19 protein-coding genes and 1 pseudogene are annotated in these 21,502 nt (G+C 44.2%); 12 read left to right on the top strand and 8 right to left on the bottom strand.

What is annotated here, in order from left to right; translation table 11 throughout:
- Nucleotides 1-259 precede the first annotated feature (259 nt).
- Nucleotides 260-1,963 carry a tripartite tricarboxylate transporter TctB family protein gene (locus C6Y45_RS07035; protein WP_107584520.1) on the bottom strand — a complete coding sequence of 568 codons (1,704 nt, stop codon included), beginning with the start codon at nucleotides 1,961-1,963 and terminating at the stop codon, nucleotides 260-262.
- A 112-nt stretch (nucleotides 1,964-2,075) separates the two neighbouring features.
- Between C6Y45_RS07035 and C6Y45_RS07030 the strand changes: the two are divergent.
- From C6Y45_RS07030 to C6Y45_RS17785, 5 genes and pseudogenes are all read left to right on the top strand, one after another.
- A pseudogene (locus C6Y45_RS07030) lies at nucleotides 2,076-3,479 on the top strand (ABC-F family ATP-binding cassette domain-containing protein); the annotation flags it as partial.
- Nucleotides 3,480-3,632: 153 nt separating this feature from the next.
- Nucleotides 3,633-3,959, top strand: a complete 327-nt coding sequence (locus tag C6Y45_RS18180; RefSeq protein ID WP_425427861.1) for a hypothetical protein — start codon at nucleotides 3,633-3,635, stop codon at nucleotides 3,957-3,959.
- A gap of 364 nt (nucleotides 3,960-4,323) precedes the next feature.
- Nucleotides 4,324-5,520 (top strand): methionine gamma-lyase, encoded by a 1,197-nt coding sequence (megL, locus tag C6Y45_RS07025; RefSeq protein WP_107584518.1) that lies wholly within the window; start codon nucleotides 4,324-4,326, stop codon nucleotides 5,518-5,520.
- Between the two features lie 436 nt (nucleotides 5,521-5,956).
- Nucleotides 5,957-6,715, top strand: coding sequence for a TspO/MBR family protein (locus C6Y45_RS07020; RefSeq protein ID WP_107584517.1), 759 nt, complete (start codon nucleotides 5,957-5,959; stop codon nucleotides 6,713-6,715).
- Between the two features lie 55 nt (nucleotides 6,716-6,770).
- Nucleotides 6,771-6,923: a hypothetical protein gene (locus C6Y45_RS17785; RefSeq protein ID WP_170098724.1), complete on the top strand. Its 153-nt coding sequence runs from the start codon at nucleotides 6,771-6,773 to the stop codon at nucleotides 6,921-6,923.
- A 151-nt stretch (nucleotides 6,924-7,074) separates the two neighbouring features.
- Here the strand turns inward: C6Y45_RS17785 and ytvI are convergent, their stop codons facing one another.
- Complete coding sequence (ytvI, locus tag C6Y45_RS07015) at nucleotides 7,075-8,229, bottom strand: sporulation integral membrane protein YtvI (protein ID WP_107584516.1); 1,155 nt, start codon at nucleotides 8,227-8,229, stop codon at nucleotides 7,075-7,077.
- Between the two features lie 72 nt (nucleotides 8,230-8,301).
- On the bottom strand, nucleotides 8,302-9,420 hold the full coding sequence (locus C6Y45_RS07010) for a glycosyltransferase family 2 protein (RefSeq protein ID WP_107584515.1): 1,119 nt from the start codon (nucleotides 9,418-9,420) through the stop codon (nucleotides 8,302-8,304).
- A 124-nt stretch (nucleotides 9,421-9,544) separates the two neighbouring features.
- Between C6Y45_RS07010 and C6Y45_RS07005 the strand changes: the two genes are divergently transcribed.
- The 3 genes from C6Y45_RS07005 to C6Y45_RS06995 all read left to right on the top strand — a co-directional run bounded on the left by C6Y45_RS07005 (nucleotide 9,545) and on the right by C6Y45_RS06995 (nucleotide 11,293).
- Nucleotides 9,545-10,444, top strand: a complete 900-nt coding sequence (locus C6Y45_RS07005; RefSeq protein WP_160058190.1) for a diacylglycerol/lipid kinase family protein — start codon at nucleotides 9,545-9,547, stop codon at nucleotides 10,442-10,444.
- Nucleotides 10,445-10,516: 72 nt separating this feature from the next.
- The gene (locus C6Y45_RS07000) at nucleotides 10,517-10,660 is read left to right on the top strand and encodes a lmo0937 family membrane protein (RefSeq protein ID WP_107584513.1); all 144 of its coding nucleotides are present in this window, start codon (nucleotides 10,517-10,519) and stop codon (nucleotides 10,658-10,660) included.
- Between the two features lie 78 nt (nucleotides 10,661-10,738).
- Nucleotides 10,739-11,293, top strand: a complete 555-nt coding sequence (locus C6Y45_RS06995) for a carbonic anhydrase (RefSeq protein WP_107584512.1) — start codon at nucleotides 10,739-10,741, stop codon at nucleotides 11,291-11,293.
- Nucleotides 11,294-11,434: 141 nt separating this feature from the next.
- Here C6Y45_RS06995 and C6Y45_RS06990 read toward each other — a convergent pair whose 3' ends face one another.
- Nucleotides 11,435-12,436, bottom strand: a complete 1,002-nt coding sequence (locus tag C6Y45_RS06990; protein ID WP_107584511.1) for a rod shape-determining protein — start codon at nucleotides 12,434-12,436, stop codon at nucleotides 11,435-11,437.
- Between the two features lie 573 nt (nucleotides 12,437-13,009).
- Here C6Y45_RS06990 and C6Y45_RS06985 point away from each other — a divergent pair.
- A complete protein-coding gene (locus C6Y45_RS06985) occupies nucleotides 13,010-14,290 on the top strand; it encodes a helix-turn-helix domain-containing protein (protein WP_160058189.1) in 1,281 nt (426 codons plus the stop codon).
- Nucleotides 14,291-14,658: 368 nt separating this feature from the next.
- Here C6Y45_RS06985 and C6Y45_RS06980 read toward each other — a convergent pair whose 3' ends face one another.
- Entirely contained in the window at nucleotides 14,659-15,138 is a 480-nt protein-coding gene (locus C6Y45_RS06980) for a small multi-drug export protein (protein ID WP_245922603.1), read from the bottom strand.
- A 366-nt stretch (nucleotides 15,139-15,504) separates the two neighbouring features.
- Here C6Y45_RS06980 and C6Y45_RS06975 point away from each other — a divergent pair, with 366 nt between their 5' ends.
- On the top strand, nucleotides 15,505-16,878 hold the full coding sequence (locus C6Y45_RS06975) for an aldehyde dehydrogenase (protein WP_107584509.1): 1,374 nt from the start codon (nucleotides 15,505-15,507) through the stop codon (nucleotides 16,876-16,878).
- A 22-nt stretch (nucleotides 16,879-16,900) separates the two neighbouring features.
- On the opposite strand, the gene C6Y45_RS06970 is transcribed toward C6Y45_RS06975, so the two are convergent.
- Both C6Y45_RS06970 and C6Y45_RS06965 read right to left on the bottom strand, forming a co-directional pair.
- Nucleotides 16,901-17,110 carry a hypothetical protein gene (locus C6Y45_RS06970; protein ID WP_107584508.1) on the bottom strand — a complete coding sequence of 70 codons (210 nt, stop codon included), beginning with the start codon at nucleotides 17,108-17,110 and terminating at the stop codon, nucleotides 16,901-16,903.
- Between the two features lie 211 nt (nucleotides 17,111-17,321).
- Complete coding sequence (locus C6Y45_RS06965; protein ID WP_107584507.1) at nucleotides 17,322-18,512, bottom strand: GNAT family N-acetyltransferase; 1,191 nt, start codon at nucleotides 18,510-18,512, stop codon at nucleotides 17,322-17,324.
- Between the two features lie 180 nt (nucleotides 18,513-18,692).
- On the opposite strand from C6Y45_RS06965, the gene C6Y45_RS06960 reads away from it, so the two are divergent.
- The gene (locus C6Y45_RS06960; RefSeq protein ID WP_107584506.1) at nucleotides 18,693-19,691 is read left to right on the top strand and encodes an LLM class flavin-dependent oxidoreductase; all 999 of its coding nucleotides are present in this window, start codon (nucleotides 18,693-18,695) and stop codon (nucleotides 19,689-19,691) included.
- Between the two features lie 183 nt (nucleotides 19,692-19,874).
- Here the strand turns inward: C6Y45_RS06960 and C6Y45_RS06955 are convergent, their stop codons facing one another.
- Nucleotides 19,875-20,147, bottom strand: a complete 273-nt coding sequence (locus C6Y45_RS06955) for an acylphosphatase (RefSeq protein WP_107584505.1) — start codon at nucleotides 20,145-20,147, stop codon at nucleotides 19,875-19,877.
- Between the two features lie 603 nt (nucleotides 20,148-20,750).
- Here C6Y45_RS06955 and C6Y45_RS06945 point away from each other — a divergent pair.
- Nucleotides 20,751-21,461, top strand: coding sequence for a lysophospholipid acyltransferase family protein (locus C6Y45_RS06945; RefSeq protein ID WP_107584503.1), 711 nt, complete (start codon nucleotides 20,751-20,753; stop codon nucleotides 21,459-21,461).
- Nucleotides 21,462-21,502: the final 41 nt, after the last annotated feature.

Genomic DNA, 21,502 nt, shown 5'->3' with positions numbered 1-21,502 from the left:
ACCGGCGGGGACGCCGGTGGGATAAAGCGAAGTCGGAAGATCCTTTTCCATGGCCGAAGGGCTGGAAAATAGCTGATGACGAGCCCCACGGCAAGCTTCCGCCGGGGAGTGCAGGAGAAAGCTATACATTCAGAAGAATAATTATTCTGAAACCAAGACTTAATCAACACTCTGAAGTGCCGCCCGGTATAAAGCCGGGCGGCACTTCGTTATGCGCAGCAGGGAGGGTTCAAACGTCCTCATACTTCGAGTATAAGTTTTACTGGGAAACGTCAAACTCCATTTCCTCGATAGGCTGGACGGTTTCATTGTTGTCCATATAACCGATCGTTATTTCATCTCCCGGTTCCAGAAAAACAGCAGTCGGGTGGGAACTGGTACTTAACGTGAAAATCCGGTCCTGTTCTTCCAGCCAGAGACGAACGGTAACACTTTCTTCCCGGTCCCACTGGTAAACTCGTTCAACAGTGACAGTTTCCTCCACCATGTCTGTTAACTCCCCGGGTACGACATCATCATCAACTTCCGATGAAAGCTCGAGCTGGTAAGCGTTAAATGCTTCCTGCTTCGTGTCACCGTATCCGTAGATGTTCTCGTCGCGGGCATTAACGAGCATAATTTCTCTTAAAACCGAATTTCTGTCCATCAGCGGCACGACCCACGTGTACTGCCCGTAAATGTTATAGAGCGATGGGGTTCCGGCCACGTAATCATCCCGGCGGAACGTTCTTTCAGCCAGGTCCATAGCGGTACGGCCGTTGAGTGACCCGCTGGCATCCCGGAAGTAGCGGAGGTCACCGGTACGCGCGTCAAACATCGTAAAGCCGACCATCGACCGGGAGCCCTCCTCTCCTTCATTCTGAAGCCTCATGTGGTCTGTAAACCAGTTAAGCTGAAGGTTTTCGTCCACGACTCCCGTTACGGCATCATCCGATCCCCAGGCTGTAGGCTCAGTCAAGCCTTCGCGACCGAAGAAGCGGTTGACAATGCCCTGTTTATAAATACCAAACCATGTATTTCTCTGTTCTGCTATATGCGGTGGATAAACACGGTTCACCCATTCCGGCGTCTCATCAACTTCATACTGCTCCATAGAGCCGTCCTGCGGATCTATGATGATAACGCCATCGACGTCCGGCACCCGGCGGAATTCCGTGAAATGGCCGTAATTCACTATATACCTGGGCTCTCCTTCGTCTGTTAATTCAAATGTTGTGTCTAGCATCACGGCATCCGGATAGGACATACGGACGTGGCGTTCCAGATTTTCATGAAAAAAAGCAGAAGGGACGTAATTCATTTCCGCTTCGACGAGCTGTGGATCCTCTCTAGGATTTTCAGCACTTACGATAATAAAACCAGGCACGTGGTCCGAACGGATCCAGCGGAAAATACCATCGTATTCGATTGGAGTAACCCAGTACAGGGCGTCATCCATGCGCTGGATTCTCGTGTTGCCAAGATTATAAAAAGCTGGGTTATCGAGCTGACCCATCATGATATCCGAGCGGTATTCAGCGTAGCTTCTGGGAACGACCGGAATACTTTCTTCACTTACCGGATCCAGATCTTCTTCGGTGACTTCTTCACCGCCGGCCATGTCATATTTGTTATCGGCAAGAAAAAGCGGCTGTAAAAATATAAACAGCAGAAAGACTGTAAGTATGAGAATTCCGGCACCTGCTCCTATTGCAGCCTGCTTTCTCCTGAAAGTACGTATCATCATATAAATGACGCTGTTATCAATAATCAGCCAGACAGCAATAATCGGTATGTAAGCTGTAATCAGCAGTGTAACGGTCTGATCCAGGAGCCCCATGTAAAAGAGAAACACCCCGTACACCACACCGAGCCCGTATCTTGACGGGATCCATTTCTGGAAATCTTTCCGCTGCCACCAGATTTTATGCAGCGGCAGGAACGTCAGCGCTCCAGCAAGTATGATCAAAATCATTTGCAGCATATATATTCTTCCCCCTTCGTCTATCTCTCTGCTTTTTTACGTTCTCCAAACGGAAATGTTTCACTCTCTCAGTTTTTTGTTACAATAGAAAAAGAATGCACAAAAATGAAGGATGATAATAATGAGTCTGCTCCGCGTAGAGAATTTAGAAAAAACTTATGGTGATAAAGTCCTTTTTAATCGTATCTCATTTTCCGTTGAGAAAAAAGAACGAATTGGACTGGTAGGTATAAATGGCACCGGTAAATCTTCCCTGTTAAAAGCTCTTTCCGGGGTGGAAGGCCTGGAGGGAGGAGAAATTCTTCACGCCAATGATTTTCACCTGGAATATGTACCGCAGGATCCGGAAATAGACGGGAATCTGACTGTCCTGGAAACTGTTTTTTACGGTGATGCTCCTGTAATCAGGGCGATGCGCGAATATGAAGCGGCGCTGGCCGGCCTTGCATCTGAAAGCAGCAGCGAAAAACATCAGGACCGTTTTGCCCGTGCGCAGGCTAAAATGGATGAAGTAGATGCGTGGGAAGCAAATACCCAGGCAAAAACGATTCTTACAAAGCTCGGCATTCAGGATTTCCACCGGAAGGCAGGATCTCTTTCCGGAGGCCAGAGACGCCGCGTTTCTCTTGCAAAAGCACTGATTCAGCCGGCGGATCTGCTGCTGCTTGACGAACCGACCAACCATCTGGATAACAACACTATCGAATGGCTCGAAGGGTATTTAAAGCAGTACAGCGGTGCGCTTATCGTCATTACCCACGACCGGTATTTCCTGAACCGGGTAACAGAAAAAATTATGGAGCTGCATGAAGGAAGGCTGTATGAATATATAGGCAACTACGAACGTTTTCTTGAGCAGAAAGCGGAAAGAGAAAGAACGGAGATCCAGCAGGAGGATAAAAGACAGAATATTCTCCGCAGAGAGCTGGAGTGGCTGAAACGGGGAGCTAAAGCCCGTACTACGAAGCAGAAAGCAAGAAAGCAGCGGGTAGAAGCTCTTCAGGAGGAGGAAGGACCAACCCATAAAGGCTCTCTTGATTTTTCCATAGGGTCTAAAAGGCTCGGTAAAAACGTGATTGAATTGGAACATGTGTATGCCTCCAGAGGCGGGGAAACGGTGCTCAGTGATATAAGTTATCTGGTTAACCGGCGGGACCGTCTCGGTATTATCGGTCCTAATGGGGTCGGGAAAACGACACTGCTGCACCTTCTTGCCGGCAAAATTACACCTGATGCAGGAGAAATCAGCATTGGAGAAACGGTGCGCATCGGCTATTATACGCAGGAGCATGAGCCAATGGACGAAAGCCTGCGCATGATCGACTATATTAAGGAAACAGCAGAAGTAGTCCGCACAGCTGAAGGAGCTGAAATCACAGCGGAACAGATGCTGGAACGGTTTTTATTTTCAAGAGCCAAGCAGTGGACGCACATCCGCAGACTTTCCGGAGGGGAAAGAAAACGTCTCTATTTATTGAAAGTGCTCATGGAAGAACCAAATGTTCTTTTCCTGGATGAGCCGACAAATGATCTGGATACAGAAACCCTCTCCATACTGGAGGATTACCTGGAACAGTTTCCAGGTGTCGTAATAACTGTTTCACACGACCGCTATTTTCTGGACCGGGTCGTAGATCAACTGCTTGTTTTCCGTACGAAAGGCGGACAGGTGGAAAGGTACTACGGAAGCTACAGTGACTGGCTGGAGGAAGAATCAGTAAAAATACCCGAAGTTAAACCTGTAAAAGAAGCCGGCCCGCAGAAAACGAAAAAGAAAAAACTTTCCTACAAAGACCAGCAGGAATGGAATACAATCGAAGAGGTCATAACAGAACTTGAAGAAAAAATAGAAAAGCTCGATGAGGAGATTGCAGCAACAGGCGCTGATTTTGATAAAGCGAGGGACTTTTACGAAGAAAAGCAGCGTGCGGAAGATGAGCTGGAGCAGAAAATGGAACGATGGGAAGAGCTCTCTCTTCTTCAGGAAGAAAGCTGAAAAGTAATCAGAGGAAGAGCCTGACAACTAAATACAGGTTTCCAAGAAACTATGCAGCAGTTTATGCTGCATAGTTTTCAGGTTGTTTATAGAGTGTTTTTATACATGCGTGGACATTTCCCTGCTTTCGCCGGGGAGTGCAGGAGAAAGCTGTACGCTCAGAAGAATAATTATTCTGAAACCAAGCCTTAATCAACACTCTGGAAACTCTGCAGCTGCTATCTTTTTTATCCCGTGGAAGAAACAATTGTCACAGGAAGCTTCCAAAATATATTCATAGAATATTTTCCCAGTAACTTCTCTCCTTAAGACATTTTAAGGTATACTGTAAATGTAAGCGCTTTATTTTATAGGAGGAATTATTATGAAAAAAAGAGAGCTTGAAACGAGACTTATTCATGGGTTCTTCGACAGAAAAAGTCAGCACGGAAGTCTTACGCACCCGCTTTATCAAACTTCAACATTTGTTTTCGACAGCGCTGAGCAGGGAGAGGCGCGGTTTGCCGGGGAAGAAGACGGTTATATGTATTCCCGTCTCGGAAATCCGACCACAGCGGAGTTTGAAAAGAAAATGGCTGATCTGGAAGAAGGGGAGGAGGGAGTCGCTTTTGCTTCCGGAATGGGGGCTGTTTCTGCTGTGTTAATGCATCTTTTAAAAACTGGAGATCACGTCCTCGTATCCGAAGGTGTATACGGATGTACATTCGGATTTCTTGAAATGGCAAATGAAAAATTCCAGATAGATTTTGATTTAATGCAGATGGACAGCGGGGAAGCAATCCAGCACATGATTCGTCCGGAAACAAAAGTAATTTATGTGGAAACACCAATCAATCCGACGATGAAACTTGTCGATTTGGAAATGGTTATCCGTACGGCAAAGAAAAATAACTTAAAGGTAGTAGTTGATAACACTTTCTGCTCTCCCTATCTTCAGCAGCCTCTGAAAATGGGAGCGGATTATGTCATTCACAGTGCTACAAAATATATCAGCGGTCACGGGGATGTTATAGCTGGAGCAGCCGTAGGGCCGGCTGAAGAAATGCAGAAAATCCGTATGACGACACAGAAGGATGTTGGAGCAGTACTTGGCCCGTTCGACGCCTGGCTGCTGCTGAGAGGTCTCAAAACACTGGCTGTTCGTATGGACAGGCACTGCGATAATGCAAAAATAATTTTTGAAAAGCTTAAAAAGCATTCCCGTATTCACAACATCATTTACCCAGGAGATCCGGATTTTTCGGGGCACCTGCTCGCGGGCAGACAGATGAATAATTACGGGGGACTGATCAGTTTCGAGGTGGAAGGGGGGAAAAAAGCAGCTCAGCGATTCATGAATGGACTGAAGGTTGTGCAGACAGCAGTCAGCCTCGGAGACGCTGAATCTCTCATTCAGCACCCGGCTACGATGACTCATTCTGTAGTGCCGGAAGAACAGAGGAAAAAAATGGGGATTACAGATTCGCTCGTCCGGCTGTCTGTCGGCCTGGAAAGCCCGGAGGACATCTGGGAAGATATTGAACAGTCCCTGGAAAAAACCTTTGCTGAAGAAAAAGTGTGAAACCTCTGAAAGATTGTAAGGCACTTGTGGTGCTGATATATAAGATGAAAAATACGGGATGGACAGTACGGAAAAATGTTCGCAGCCGTACTAGGAAAATAAACCTGTCAGTCTTCTGTCTGACAGGTTTATTTTAATCTGCCCCGGGGTAACCTTACCCGGCAGCCGGGACTGGAAGTCATCCACAGGGGGCCTGAAAAATTCCTATAGAAACGAAGGTGGACGTTCGTTTTACCTATGCTTCATTTCAGACAGTTTTAATTACTTATTTAACGAAGGAAGTTGTTGCAACAAATATTTGGCCGGTTGATTGTATAGGTATATAAGCACGGGTATATTCATCAGAAGCGAAGTCACGTATGACTTTTTGATTAAGGGAGGCTGCTTTAGGGTACATAAAGGAATAATTAAACAAATTGAGAAAGGTGGACCAAACATGATCAGACAATATGCAGTAATAAATTTAGCTGTTTTAATTATTGTAGTAATCATCAATGCACTGGCAAACACCCTGCCATTAAATAATTTAACGACAGGTCAGCTTTCTGAAAGGGTTAATGTGCTATTCACCCCTGCGGGATATGTATTCAGTATTTGGAGTCTCATATACTTAACACTGTTCCTTTGGGCAATAAGAGGCCTGTATACGAGAAGAGGAGCAGATCTGGAAGTGATAAGCAGGATCGGGTTCCTGTTTGCCTGGAGCGGCCTTTTTAATGTTCTCTGGCTTTTTTTATTCCACTTTGAATTTTACATTCTGACTATAATTCCAATGGCTGCGCTGCTTGTGACGCTGAGCTTTATTTACTATCATATTGACCGTACAGAGGGGGTCACCCTCTGGACAAAGCTTCCATTCTCCATATATGTAGGCTGGATTTCTGTAGCAACAATTGTCAATATCGGTATTTTCTTTAACTCCACCGGCCTCCAGAACGGTTTTATTTTTTCTAACGTCACCTGGACAGTTCTGGTTTTATTCGCAGGGGGAGCCATAGCCTATGCGTTTATGAAAATTTTCCGTGATGCAGTGTACGCTCTTGTGTTTGTCTGGGCTTTTATTGGCATTGCTGTCGAAAGAACCGGGGAATATTTTTCGATCGCATTTTTCGCAGCTCTCGTAGGAACCGCCCTGCTTGCCTACATCGTTTATTACGTTTTTCATAATCGAAAAGTACTTGAATTTGAAGCTTAAAGTAATAGTGAAAAGGGTATAGATAATCAGGGAAACAAAGAAGGAGGGAGCTTCCGTGGAAATTAATAAGCATGAAGTCCTTAAAATAGTAGAAGGACTTTCGGAAGACGAACTAAGAATTGTATACACGTTTATTCAGGAATATCGCATTGCGGAAATGCAGGAAAAGCGGGAAGAACGATTTCTAACTGTGAGTGAAAATAACTAAAAGCAGATGCTCTCTTCTCTTTCATTTTTTGATTGATTTTGCAATCATTGAAGATGTATGCCTGACTGATTACTGAAAAGACAGCCGGTAAACTGTGCCGGCTGAACCCTTTTATTCATATATGATTTAAAAATAAGAGCCGGCCGTATGGTCAGCTCTTATTTTTTGTGCGTAAGGGTGGAGCAGCTTCTTCTTTAAAGCCATGCTGGATAAATGAAAGCAGATCGTCGACTACGCCTATATCTTTCATGATAACGATAATCACGAGAACGAAAGGACCAATAAATACACCTACAACCCCAAAAAGCTGAAAACCTGCAAAAAGAGAAATTAATACAGCGAGTGCATTCAGATTCATGCTTGTAGAAAGTACTTTAGGTTCAATTGCCTGTCTGACGAGAACTGTTACTCCGTATACGACAGCAAGACCTATCCCCATGCTCAGATTGCCGGTGAAAAACATATAGAGCGTCCACGGAATAAGAATGGTTCCTGAACCAAGATACGGAAGGATTTCCGCTACACCAATTATAATTGCAATCGTCAGGGCGTTTTCAACCCGCAGTATAAGGAGACCGGCAAATACGATGAAGGAAGCGATAAACATAAGAACTACCTGGGCCCGTAAAAAGCCGAAGACCCGGTATTGAAACATTTTCTTAAAAGCTTTGGCTTTTTCAACAGCCGGATCGGGAGTATGAGCATATATATAGTTGAATATCCTTTCCCAGTCTTTCCCTATGAAGTAAAAGCCAATAAAAACAAAAACAAGGACGACGATGGAGGCGGGTACGAATATGACGATCTGCGTCAAAGTGTTGGTGAGTCCCTGACCGCCTTCTGTGAAAGATTCTGCTATCCGTGTACCCAGTGTTGTAATACCATTGTTTAAAGCGTTCTGCTGTTCCGGAGTAAGAGAATCAACGGCACCTGTCAGCTGCTGCCAGAGAGGAAAAATGGACTCATTGAAAAAGCGCTGAAGATCCCGGGAAGTTGATTCAATCCATTGGGGAACAAATTCCGATATACTTCGGACACCAAATATAATCAGAAAGACAAGTCCTGTTAAAGCCCCCCCAAGGGCACTCAGACCGATAAGCAGAGCTATGATTACTGCGATGGTATTCGGAAGTCTGATTCTCTTTCGGAGCCATCTGATCATTGGATAAAACATCCATACGAGAAGAGCGGCAATCCAGAAAGGATAGGAAATACTGAATATCCAGGTAATTAGAAAAACGATGACAGATATGAACAAAATTACGAAAAGCAGTCGGAGAATGACCCAGGCATGATGTTTTGTCAAAACCAGCCCTCCTCTCTAAAATACAGTAACTGGATGTTTATTTTATTTTACCAGAAAGCCTGAGGAAAACGATTATTTTTTGCGTTTCAGTTCTTTCAGAGAATAAGTTGTACCTCTCCAGTCAATGCCTCCACGCCGCAGGGCTTTGTAGGCAGAGCGGAGCAGACAGTATATAAATAAGAGGGCGGCCAAAGGAAGAGTAAAATAAAAAAGGGGAGAGTCCCCTGCAAATTTTCTATTATAAAAATACATTGCTGCGTACACAATCAGAATGAATGCATAAATAAGAGCGGAGGGAAAACCGGCAGCAAACAGCGCAGCAAACGGAAAAATATGCAGCAGGAAGATAACTGTAGAAAACGTTAAAACGAGAGCGGTGCTGTACCGCATAAAAGCAAATAAATTTTTTTCGAGTCCATTAATAACTTCGGGAACAGATTCGTACCACTGAACAAATACAAGGCCCATTCCAAAGGCAAGCTGCTGACGGTAACCCGCTTTCACCAGTATTTTCCCCAGTTTTAAATCATCGTCTGGAGCTGACTTTACAGCTGCGTGTGTACCGATGGCTTCATAGGCCTCCCGACGCAGGAAATTAAAAGCCCCCACACCGGCATGTTTCAGCTGAATAAAATTCCATATTCCAATGATGCTCCAGTAGTAATGAAAAGCCCGATAGGGAAGAGTACCTCCTTCATTCTGCGGAATCAGGGGAAGATGATCCAGATTGTTATTTACGGCGTGGGAGGCAGCGTACTTTAAAGCCTCTGGGTGAAAAATAATATCCCCATCCGTAAACAGCAGCCAGTCGCTCACCGAATTTTCAGCACCTATATAAAGCGCATGGTTTTTACCAAGCCAGCCTTCGGGAAGGTTCTGGATCGTCTTTAATGTAAGCCGGCTTCCGGCAGGATGATTTTTTTTAACATCCTGAAGTATCTCTCCTGTCTGGTCAGTCGACCGGTCATTGACGATAACGATTTCGAGGTCAGGATAGTCAAGTGACAGAAACGAATCAGCTGCTTCCCTTATTCTTTTTTCTTCATTTTTTGCAGCAGCAATAATAGTAACGGAAGGGAGCTGCTTTTGTATTTCTGTTTGACGAACAAACGGCATTCGGCGGATACCTGTGTACCACTGAATACTTATTACAAGCACAGCCGTCAATGTTATTAAGCTGATCCATGTCATGTTACCACCTCCTGGATGCCGTATATTTTACCATGTGGATACAGGGAATGAAAAAAGGATGATTGCCAGTTATTAAAGAGTGGAATGGAGAAGAAAGGACGTATTAATGAGAGGGGCGGAACGGATGATTAAACGGGGCCTTTTTGTTTACAACCAGTCAGCCGGAAAATCCCAGAATGGAAAACCTTTAGCAGAAATTCTGGATATACTTAAACAGGGAACGGAAACACTTCTCGTGCATGAAGGAAAAGACCCGGAAGAAGTAAAAGAATTTTTAGAGGATGAAGAAAATCTGTTTGATTTTGTCTGGATTTTCGGAGGAGATGGGTCGGTTCATTTATGCGTAGACAGCCTTCGCAGAAGAAAAAAGGTTCCGGGAGTCGGGATTCTGCCGGGAGGAACCTGTAATGATTTTGCGCGGTCTCTCGGGCTTCCTATGGATCCGGTACAGGCTGCAAAAGTTACGATGGAGCAGAACCTCGTCTGGATAGATCTCGGCTGTTATAACGGAAGGGCATTTACCAACTTTGCAGGGGTCGGAATAATTGCTGACACCTCCGAAAACATAGATGAAGGAGCTAAAGAAAAAATTGGACGGGTCAGCTATTTCATGAGTGCCTGGCAGACGATGCGTGATGCAGAAACTTTTTCATATACGCTTACAGCCGATGGCGAAAAAATAAGCGGTGATGCTGTTATGATTCTCGTCTGTAACGGCAGATTTATTGGTACGGTGGGCCTTCCTTTTCCAACGATAAATATGGGAGATGAAGTACTGGACATAGTTATTCTGGAAGACGCAGGAGCCATGTTATTCCGCGAGTGGCTGCATAGATCCGGCAAAAAAGAGCCTGTTTGGGATACAGAAGGAGTTAAACATTTTCAGGCTGGTTCCATCCGTCTGGAAACTTCTCCGGTAAAAAAGCTGGATACCGATGGGGAAATAGAGGCAGAAACCCCTGTAGATATTGGTGTGCTTCCAAAAGCTCTGGCATTTGCCTGCGGACAGGATGAGAGGTTTTGAAGTAATAGAGATAGGAAATAGTATTCCTAATAAAATTTTGTATATTTAATGATAAGTAAGGAGGTAAAAGCCATGCTCTGGACAATTATTTGGATTATTATAGCCATATGGCTGATCGGTTTCGTACTGGATCTTGTGGGAGGCCTCATTCATATCCTGCTTGTTATAGCTCTGGTAGTATTTATCGTTCGAATGATTCAGGGAAGAACGAAGTAGCTTATTTAATGAAATCTTGTCAAAAACTCCCTCTCATGAGAAACTAAGAAAAATTGAGTACATGAAGGAGAGAAGGAAATGAATGTAAAAGATCTTGAAAATGCTCAGAAACAATTTAAGGAATCCCGTGTAAATGAAAATAAAGAGTACTTTCAGCATTTATCCAAAGGCCAGCAGCCGACTTTTTTCGTGCTCGCCTGCTGTGACTCCAGAACTGACCCATCGACCGTTACCGGCCAGCCGCTTGGGGAGCTTTTTATTCACCGTAATATTGCCAACCAGGCGCCTTCGGAGGATAGTGGGTTTCAGGCAAGTCTGTTTTATGCTCTGCACGTACTGAAAGTGGACTATGTGCTGGTTCTTGGCCACACCTTCTGCGGTGGAGTGCAGGGAACAAAACAAACCGGACATCCGGACTCTCTGGAAAGATGGCTGAAATACGTCAGAGAGTCTGTAGATTCCTGTGAAAAAGGCACAACAGCGGAGGACGGTGAAACCCTGGAACGCCACAATGTGAAAGTTCAGATTGAAAATATAAAAAAAGCAGATACTTACACAGAACTGGATAGAGAAGTTCCGGTGCTCGGGGCTTTATTCCATATCGAAAACGGCGATCTGGAATGGATTGAGTAAAAAAAGCGGGACGGCAGAGGATATACCTTCTGCCGTCCTGCTTTTTACTTTATAATGAGTCCATCCGACAGCCCGACTCCTTAAAGTGGAAGCTGCAAATAAAACTTTCTTCCAGATGTTTTTTCGAAAAGCAGAGATAAGCTATAGTGACTCCCCTGATTCAGATAAGTTGAAAGAAAGGGAGGCGCCTTTCACTGCAGCTTCAACAGGGCAGGGAGAAAGCTGTACAGGTATTTGCATTATGTCGGACATCCAGGATGCCAGCCCCGGAAGCAGAGCTCCGCCCCCGCATAAGACAACTCCCCGGTCGAGCAGCTCTCCACTGGTTTCCGGAGGTAAAGACTGTAGTGACCGGAGCGCGGTATGCAGAATTTTTTTCAAAGGAGCTTCGTATATTTTCTCGAGAATTGATGGTTGAATTTCAACCGACCGGGGGAGGCCGGAGACAGCATCAATTCCCCGGATAACATAACTCTCGGACTGGTGAAATCCCGGAGCAGAACCAATTTTAAGTTTGGTCTCTTCTGCCGTGGAAGGAGAAATGAGAAGGTTATAATTTTCACTCATAAATCTGCTGAAAGCTTCATCCAGATCTCTTCCCCCGGTGCGGGCAGTGTGAGAGAGGATAATTCGTCCGGCCGCCATTACAGCTGCCTCCGATTTCCCACCGCCGATCGATACAATCATATGAGCCTCTGCTTCCTCCGCAGCAATGCCTGATCCTAGAGCTGCTGCCAGTGGCTCCTCGATCAGACGAACCCTGCCGGCTCCGCTTATATATAAAGCTTTCACCACTGCCCGTTTTTCCACGTCGGTTGCTCCGGTGGAAATACATACGGCTGCTTCCGGCTTTCTTGAAAAAAGACTGCGGCTGCTTCCTGTTTTGTTCAGTATGTATGCAAGAAGTTCCACAGCTGACTTCTCATCAGCAATAGTTCCGCCTTTAATCGGCTGGACCGGTGTGAAGCTGGAAGGTTTTTGTTGTATGAGACGCAGAGCTTCCTGTCCGAAAGCAGCCGGCTCGGTTCCTCCTTCAAGAATAGCAGCAAGGGACGGCTCCAGAATAAGCTCCTCTCTGCCTTTCCGGCATGCCATCATAGTGACAGTGCCTAAATCTATTCCAATTTGGGGTCTGTTAAACATAACTGCCTCCTGTAATGGTTAAGAATAAGAGTGATAAAAACAGCGGATCTCACATGTTGTTTACTAAGAATCATTCGTAAAGAAAAGTATTTACTCATTTTAATTATAAAGGTCTCTTTTCGTAATCAAGTAAAAGAATTGAAATAAAACCTGACTAAACCTTGAACAACGATAGGATTACTTATAATATAAAATTACAGGAATAAACACGTTGTCCTATTAAAAATGACCGGGTATAGTAGCTTTAAAGGATATTAAAACAAGTTTAATAAATATTATACAGCCAAATCAATTTCATAAGTGAAGTTTTTAAATAAAAACGAATGATATGGATGGTTTCTATTAAACTTTTTGTTTAATAAAAGACCAAAGCAGAAGACGGGTACTCCCGATGGGTTCAGCGCATGCTGCAGATTCTCTTATGCAGGCTTTTTTCCGTGTAAGCCTGCCCCCCCCCTAAGGAAAGCATCCATCTGAAGATTAAATCATTCTCAACGCAGGAATACCCTTCTTAAAACGACAGATGAACTGGTTCGAGTGAAAGAATAATAAGTCAGGATGGAGAGAATATATATGCTTGGGAAGCTACTGAAACATAACCGTATCAAACAACGCAAAAAGCAGGAGGAAATCTGCAGCGGTATTTGTTCGGTATCTTATTACAGTAAGATTGAAAACAACAAGATTATCCCGGCGGAGGACGTACTTATGAAACTGATGGAACGCCTTAACCTCAGTCGTTCGGATCTGAAAAAAATGGATCACCAGGAAATAAAGAAGAAACTATTGAATTGGCATATATCTATTATAAAAGGTAATGTGGAAGATACTGTAAAGATGCGTACAGATCTTTCTGAACAGATTGACTATTTTCAGGATCAGGATCTTCATCTGCTCTATCTGCTTTTTGAGGCGAGACTGGAGGTTGCTAACGAAAATATTACCCGGCTTGAAAAAATTCTGGAAGAGATATCTAACTTTTCTCTCGAAGAAGCAGCCGAAGATATAAAATTTTATTACGAAAAAACATTAATGAGCATTTATATATTTTATGAGAAGTACGATAAGGCCAGGGGGCACGCATGCCATGCGAGTGACTACAGTGAAACAATCGTCCTGCCCGAGGAAGAAATGGCCGATATGTACGTTTCCATCGCTAAAATTGCCCTTCAGGTTGGAGATTATTCCATTGCAATGGATGTAGCCGGAAGAGCTATTGCGGTTTATGACCAGCAGTATAATCTCGAACAGAGTGGAGCATGCCGAGTTATACTGGCTAAAGCTTTTCGAAAGGTACATAAATTTTCGAGAGCAGAAAAAGAGCTTGAAAAAGCAGAAACTATCGGGCTGCAGACAGAAAACCGAAGGCTGCAGGCTCAGGTTCTGCAGCACCGGGGAGAGCTTTATGCACAAATGGGAAAACAGATGGAGGCTGTGCGCTGTTTCCAGCAGAGTTATCGTATGCGTGAAGGAAGGGACCGGCTTATAACAATTTATAAAATACTCCAGCAGTTTGAAAACATTGGTTCGGAGCAGGATATTTTAAGCTGGGTTGACCATGGAAAGGAAACTATCGCAGACATGCGCAGCGGTCAGGGTATTATTCCCTATGATGAGCGCTTCGAATGGATTTTCCGTTATTATTCCCTTGCCTATGACAAAAAGGAACGGGACGATTTTGAAGAAGAAATGAAAGAATTTATTATTCCCTTTTTTACCGATCTGGAAGATTGGAAAGCAACTGCTTACTATACCGAAAAACTGGCAGCCTGCCTCGAAAAAGAAAAGAGATTCGACGAAAGTGTTCACTGGTACAAAAAGTCTAATGAAGCTTTTCGCCGGTGTCTGAAGTAACCTGAAAATTTGTATGTAACAGCAAGAGAATTCTCCGGAAGTCCGTGCAGGATAATTGTGCAAATCATCATTCTGTCGGGTGCATAAATCTCTCCTTTATAGAAGAAAGAACCTCTTTTATTTCCCTGCTGGAGCTGAGGCAGGCATGCACCGAAAGCGTTTTGCGGAGGCGGAAGCAAAAAAGCGCCTATATATTTAAAAACATTTTTTCAACAGCCTGACCCCCCGTGAAATTTCACGGGGGCAGCTTATTGGTTTAATCCTTGGTATAACCCTTATTCCGGCGGTTGCATACAAAGGTCCTCTACCTCCAGAACCCTTTAGGAGATTTTCCTTATGCATGCAAAAACTGCATTCAGATGGTGTAGTTAAAAAACTTTCTGAATCCAGTCGATACTTAAAACACTTGCTATAGTGAGAAATACTGTCCAGAGCATAAGGCTCAGCCCCATCCACCATGCAGTCCGGTGCTTTCCGGCCTGCAGTGATAAAGCTATAACAACTGCAAGGTGAATCCCGGTAAGAGCAGGGCCGAGAGCTGCAAGACCGGGCAGACCATATTTGTGAAAAAGACGCTGTGCTTTTAAGCTGCGGCTTTTTTTCTTTTTGTGCCGCCTTTTTCGTCTTTGTAAAACTTTCCACTTCCGATATGTCCGGGTGCGCTGAAAAATATGGAGCACGTAAATGATAAATAAAACAGGGAGAAAATTTCCGGCGAAAGATAATAAAGCTACGACAAAAGGATCGAGACCCATTCCTATTCCGAGTGGGATCACGATAAGTATTTCCAGCCAGGGGGTTGCTGCCATAATAAAAATAAGCGTATACTGCCATAATAGTTCGAGCACGGGCGACCTCCTGTATTTGAAATGCGGGGCTGAAGGTAATTTGTATGTCAATTCCACACTAAATTACGCTGGCAGAGAATATTTGAAAATGTCCTTCAGTTTTCGGCAGGGCTGGTCACGAGAGTTGGGCCTCCGCACGGAGAGTTGATAAAAAAATGCTAACATAAACAGGATAATACTACCATTAAGGCAGTCGAAAGAAGCTTTTATGAAGGTGTGACTGCTGAATTATGATATGATAGAAAACGAAACAATGGACGTACAGCAGTCTTATGGGCAGGTAACCCTTAGGAGTATTCCCTGCCGATCTCACTGCAGGAACCAGCGATAATATAACTTTTAAGACAGCAGAGGACGTGAAATTCTATGGAAGAAATGGTGCAGAACCTTGTGAACAGCCAGAAGGCCTACTTTTACAGCGGTGCCACCAGAAGTGTAGCTTTTCGTAAAAAGCAGCTTAAACTTCTTAAAGAAGCTGTAAAGAAAAAAGAACACGAAATTATGGACGCCTTAAAGAAAGATTTAAATAAAGGAGAATTTGAAGCATATCTTACAGAAGTCGGCTTTTTTTACAGCGAGCTGAAAGATATAGAAAAAAACATGGACTACTGGGCCGCTCCTCAGAAGCAGAAAAGTCCGTTGTCCCATACCGGAAGTACAAGCTACATATATAAAGACCCTTACGGGGTGACGCTGATTATCAGCCCTTGGAATTATCCATTCCAGCTGGCTCTGACCCCGTTGATCGGGGCGATTGCTGCGGGAAATACAGCAATTATAAAACCGTCGGAATTTACGCCTAACACGAGCATGGTTATACGGGATCTGATAGCTTCAACCTTTGCTGAAGAATATGTGGCGGTAGTAGAAGGGGAGGCAGATATAACTAAAGCTCTTCTTGCCCAGAAGGTGGACTATATCTTTTTTACCGGAAGCAGAGAAACCGGAAAAAAAGTGATGGAGCAGGCTGCAAAAAATCTGACACCTCTTACACTGGAACTTGGCGGAAAAAGTCCAGCTATCGTTACAGAAGATGCAGATTTAAAACTGGCAGCAAAGCGGATTGTATGGGGGAAATTTATGAACGCCGGGCAGACGTGTGTAGCACCGGATTATGTTCTCGTTGATGAGTCTATCCGCCGGAAATTTTTGAAACTCATCATCCAATTTACGAAAAAATTCTTTGGACCCGAAGTCCGGGGAAAGCGTAGTTATCCAAGAATTGTTTCTGAAAATCATGTGGACCGGCTTGCTGCACTGCTGGACAAGAATAAAATATCCTACGGCGGCGGATACGACCGGGACAGCAGAAAAGTAGAACCGACGATTATGATGGATGTACAGATGGAAGATGCTGTAATGCAGGATGAAATTTTCGGCCCCATTCTGCCAATTATGTCTTACCAGTACGAGCATGAAATTCTGGATATCGTCAGACAGAGACCTAATCCGCTCGCTCTGTACCTTTTTACAGAAAACAAGGACACAGAGGATATGGTTTTAAATAATCTTTCCTTTGGCGGCGGATGTGTGAATGACACAATTATGCATATTACCACCCCTTACCTTCCATTTGGAGGTGTTGGGGAAAGCGGTCACGGAGCCTATCATGGTAAAGACAGCTTCGATACTTTTACACACAGGAAAAGCATTCTTAAACAGACGACGAAGTTTGATCTTCCAGTCCGGTATAATCCTTCGCAAAGCACCATAAAAACACTACGTAAACTCTGGGAATAACAAAAAGCCTTAAGCGTTCTGCTTAAGGCTTTTTACTTGGTTTATCTTTTTCGTTGTAAAGAAAGTAATTCATTTTCATTATCAGGCGGAAGAAAAGGGGAAGGCCTGCCCAGACGACGAGAAGCATAAGCAGCCCGTAGGTTAAAGCATAGGCCGGGCCGCCTTCTACCCAGTAAATAATAAAAAATACGGGAGAAAAAACCGCCGGAACGAAAAAAATAAAAGCCGTCACCCAGTAATAAAACCGGAGTGAGCTGTGGGAAGGGACAGGGCCGTACAGTTTTTTGAAAAAGGCAGAAAATAAATGTTTCAGCTTCAGCAGCTCCTTTAAGCAGAAAGCTTAGTTATAGTTCGTAATCAATTATACAGCATACTCTGCTGACTGTCGGACAAAGTAGAAGATGTACCTCCCTTTTTAAACCTCATGAACATTTTTCAGCTGCTCAAAAAAAGTCATAGAAAGCAGGTGACCCGGAGGGAACAGCACGTGCGAGAAGTGCCGTAGAGTCCTCCGGACCGGAAATAAGGCCTTCCTCCCATAAGCGATGTGCAGTGTAAGTTCCAAAAAGCAGGGCGGACAGTGTGTTGATGCTCATATGAAGTCCTTCATGAAGTAGTTTCGGTAAATCTTTTTCCTCCTGCATCTGTCTGGAATAGGAACGGATGCGGTTAGTTTCTTTATCCTTGGAAATAATATAAGTTCGTTCGTTCCACGTACAGAAATGGTCAGAAATATGCAGAATGATATTTTCATTTTTCTGCAGCTGGAAAGGATATTGTTCCAAAAGGGCTGTACAATCGACAATTCGAGCCATGAAATAGGAAGAAACTTCTCTTTTTACTTTAGGGTCCGGCAGAAGATGCGGAGTCATTTCGTGGGCGGGCAGTTTCAGGGAAATATTATCAGCCATAGAATCATGATTGGCAATAAACGAAAACAGGCCTTTCCTTGCGTCCGGATCAAGCCATATGAGTTCTTCAATATTCATATGGTGATTTTTGATATCGTAAATCATATAGCCTCTGATTTTATCATTTCTATAATAGGCAACGACATCGCCTTTTTTACGCTTGAAAACGGATTTGTTCCACCACTCTCCACCCCGTAAAAGCGGTCCATTATATTTTTCCGCCCACTGATGGTACACAGGCGCAATTATTTCTTTGTTTTCTGTGAGCCGCCGGCACAAGCCTTCGTGAGATTCCTGTTTCGGAAACTGATGCCGTTCCATCGTAATGACTTCCTGATCGGCAAAAAGCTCCCACCCGAAATGACGGTAAAAAGGGATGGAAAAAGGATAAAGCAGGGAAAGCACTTTCCCACTGTTCCGCATATCTTCGAGAGCGTGGTGGAGGAGGAGGGTAACCAGACCTTTTCTTCTGTACTCCGGCCAAGTGGCAACACCGGAGACCCCTCCTGCTGAAACAGGAGTTCCATGCAGAAAAATTTGAAGTGGAAGAATAGTAAGTTTTGAAAGCAGATCGCCTTTCTCCTCTGCCACCCAAGTATCCGATGGATTCATATCAGCAATCCGCATTCTTCTTTCTGTGTCCGTTAATTCATACTGAAAAGCGAATTCTGACATGCGGACGGCCTGCTCTGCCTCTGATGGTTTTAATCTGCGGATAATCACGTGATTCCCTCCCTGATAATACCGGCCGATGAACGAGTGTACGTTAATCTCCCGGGTTTAATACATATCTGCTATTATCATAACGAAAAAACGTGGAAGTGAATATGAAGAATTAATGAAAAGCAGAAAACTGGACTCTTCGGCAGGCGATTATTCATACTGATAGTCGAAGGGAGTGGTATGGAAATGAAATTAAGTATTCTTGATCAGACTCCTGCTGCAGAAGGAATGACAGCTTCGGAGGCATTAAAACATACAACAGAACTTGCCCGCAGAGCAGAAGAGTGGGGGTATCACAGGTACTGGGTATCAGAACACCATGACTCCAACTCTTTAGCAGGTACAAGTCCGGAAATACTGCTGGCACATCTTGCTGCACATACGAGCCGTATCAGGCTTGGTTCCGGGGGAGTGATGCTCCCGCATTACAGTGCTTTTAAAATAGCGGAAAATTTTCACCTGCTGGAAGCTCTTCACCCTGGTAGAATTGATGCCGGAATGGGAAGGGCTCCGGGAGGGATGCCGAGGGCAACACTGGCACTGAGCGAAGGGAAGCCGAGGAGAGCGGAGCGTTTTCCCCGTCAGATCGATGACCTGCTCCGCTATCTCAGGTTTGAAAAAATTCCGGACTATGCATATGGGGAAGCTGTAGCCGGTCCTGTGACAAATACAATTCCACCAGTCTGGATCCTCGGCACAAGCGCCGGTAGTGCCGGGCTTGCAGCAGAAAAAGGCCTTCCGTATAATTTTGCTCATTTTATAAATGCTGAGGGAGGGGAAGAAGCTGTTGAAACGTACAGGAAGCAATTCCAGCCTTCAGAACAGCTGAAAGAACCATGGAACATGGTAACGGTCTTTGCTGTCTGTGCTGACACCGATGAAGAAGCCGACTATATCGCTTCCAGTCTCGATTTATCTCTATTGTCAGTGGAAAAAGGGCTCGGACTAAAAGGAACACCTTCTCCGGAAAAAGCTTCCCACTATCCTTACGAAGAATACGATCTCGCAAGAATCCGGGAAAACAGAAAGCGTATGATTGTAGGAGGGCCCGGACAGGTTAAAGACAGGCTGGAAAAGTTCGCTTCAGCCTATCAGACCGATGAACTTATGATTTGTACTATCACCTTTAATCCGGAAGACCGGCTGCGTTCGTACGAATTATTAAAAAACATGTTTTAGATAATTTTCGAGAAATTATTAATAATAGAAGCTGTATTTGCTTGTGAGGACGGGCGTCCCAAAAAGTTGAAAGCATGGGCATAGCATAATACTTTATAAACAGTATTAGAGCCTGTCAGGCTATGGCTGACAGGCTTCTGAGCGTATACAGGGCATTTTTGTGTGCGGGAGAAGGGAGCTGCTTTAATGGAGAATAGAAAATTTTTTCTCTTTTTCTTCTGTATCCACCGTGACTGCAATAACATCTTCTACTTTCGCCGGATACTGCGCCTCTTTTAAAGACTGAATAAAGCTGTCCAGGCTGTCCTCATTTCCCTGTACTTCAAGACGGACATTTCCATCTGTTTCGTTTCTTACCCAGCCGGTGAGTTTTCTTTTTTTAGCCTCCATCTGTGTGAAATAGCGGAAGCCGACTCCCTGGACCCGTCCGGTAACGGTAATATCATACCGTGGCATGAAAATCACTCCTTTTTTAATCCTGGTGGGTAATTTCCCTCAATTATAAAATTTCACACGTCTGTTAAAGGGACTAACAATAAACCTATATACTTCATAACAGCCTTTTTATATAATATTTGTGTTTGACATTTTTATAATGAATGACTTAATGGTGTCTGCTTCCGTATCTGTTTATTGGAACTGAACACACTCAGAAATAACACGGAGCTTTAACAGAGCCATTTCTGCAAAAACATTGCACCATGAGGAATGAGAAGATCTTTTTCCAGTAAGAGTATCTCCTATTTAAACAGGTGGAACGAAGCCTGTTTATACTTTGTCTTTTTACCGTAAGCTGTAGTGGACATGAAGGGGATTCCAGAGCAAGGACGAGCCGAAGATCCGTTCAGAAGGATGGAATTAGCTGAGGGCGGCCCGCTTGGAAAGCCTCTCCATGGAAACGGAAGCAGACGTTCATTTTTTATTTTCAAGGCAGCCATTGAAAAAAGACGTTTTTACTACCGCTTATCAACCAGCGGGGTATATTTGACGGTCCATGGGATGACTGGCAGTACCGAAATATTTATACATTGAAACGATTAATCGAAAGAGGCTGATTGTATGCTGCGAACGTTAATTTGGTTCACTTATTTTTTTCTTTATCTGCTTATTGTCTCACCATCTCTGCGGAAAGCCCGGCAGCTTCAAAAAAGGGACGGAAAAGCTGCTGATAAATTTGTACAGCAGAAGGCGGAAAGATGGGCGCGGAGACTATTTCACCTGGCTGGAGGGAAAGCCAATGTTTACGGAAGGGAAAATATACCGGAGGAAGAACCGGTGCTGTTCGTCAGTAACCACCAGGGGAATTTTGATATCCCCCTTCTGCTTCATACGGCCGGCCGCAAAATAGGCTTTATTTCGAAAAAAGAAGTGAAGCGTATTCCGCTTATTTCCTCCTGGATGGAACTGCTGGGGTGCGTTTTTATTGATAGAAAAGACAGAAGACAGGCTGTTCAAATGCTTCGGGAAGGAGCAGACAATTTAAGAACAGGCAGCAGCCTCGTGATTTTTCCTGAAGGAACGCGCAATAAAGGAGGAACAACGGGTCTTTTTAAAAAAGGAAGCTTTAAAATGGCACAGCTGTCGGGCGTGGCGATTGTACCAGTTTCCATCAGTGGATCCTATAAAATGATGGAGGCGAACAATGGGAAAATGAAGCCGGCAGAGGTCAATATTACGTATGGTAAACCGATGCGGGACCACATTGAAAACAGGATTTCTCTGGATGAACTGGCAGAACAGATACAAAAAGAAGTCGAAAAAAACATTTGACTTTTTGTTCTAAAAAGATTATGATAATAGAAGTGCTTTAT

It is taken from the genome of Alkalicoccus saliphilus (assembly GCF_003044065.1).
In the GTDB taxonomy this organism is placed as follows: Bacteria; Bacillota; Bacilli; order Bacillales; family Salisediminibacteriaceae; genus Alkalicoccus; species Alkalicoccus saliphilus.
This window is presented reverse-complemented; position numbering and strand designations above follow the sequence as displayed.

Bases quoted from the DNA above. Each gene is read 5' to 3' on its own strand.
- C6Y45_RS06960 (WP_107584506.1), top strand. From the start codon at position 18,693: ATGGAAATGAAATTAAGTATTCTTGATCAGACTCCTGCTGCAGAAGGA.
- C6Y45_RS06985 (WP_160058189.1), top strand. From the start codon at position 13,010: ATGCTTGGGAAGCTACTGAAACATAACCGTATCAAACAACGCAAAAAG.
- C6Y45_RS06955 (WP_107584505.1), bottom strand. From the start codon at position 20,147: ATGCCACGGTATGATATTACCGTTACCGGACGGGTCCAGGGAGTCGGC.
- C6Y45_RS07020 (WP_107584517.1), top strand. From the start codon at position 5,957: ATGATCAGACAATATGCAGTAATAAATTTAGCTGTTTTAATTATTGTA.
- C6Y45_RS06990 (WP_107584511.1), bottom strand. From the start codon at position 12,436: ATGTTTAACAGACCCCAAATTGGAATAGATTTAGGCACTGTCACTATG.
- C6Y45_RS07035 (WP_107584520.1), bottom strand. From the start codon at position 1,963: ATGCTGCAAATGATTTTGATCATACTTGCTGGAGCGCTGACGTTCCTG.
- C6Y45_RS06945 (WP_107584503.1), top strand. From the start codon at position 20,751: ATGCTGCGAACGTTAATTTGGTTCACTTATTTTTTTCTTTATCTGCTT.
- megL (WP_107584518.1), top strand. From the start codon at position 4,324: ATGAAAAAAAGAGAGCTTGAAACGAGACTTATTCATGGGTTCTTCGAC.
- C6Y45_RS07000 (WP_107584513.1), top strand. From the start codon at position 10,517: ATGCTCTGGACAATTATTTGGATTATTATAGCCATATGGCTGATCGGT.
- C6Y45_RS06995 (WP_107584512.1), top strand. From the start codon at position 10,739: ATGAATGTAAAAGATCTTGAAAATGCTCAGAAACAATTTAAGGAATCC.
- C6Y45_RS07005 (WP_160058190.1), top strand. From the start codon at position 9,545: ATGATTAAACGGGGCCTTTTTGTTTACAACCAGTCAGCCGGAAAATCC.
- C6Y45_RS07010 (WP_107584515.1), bottom strand. From the start codon at position 9,420: ATGACATGGATCAGCTTAATAACATTGACGGCTGTGCTTGTAATAAGT.
- C6Y45_RS06975 (WP_107584509.1), top strand. From the start codon at position 15,505: ATGGAAGAAATGGTGCAGAACCTTGTGAACAGCCAGAAGGCCTACTTT.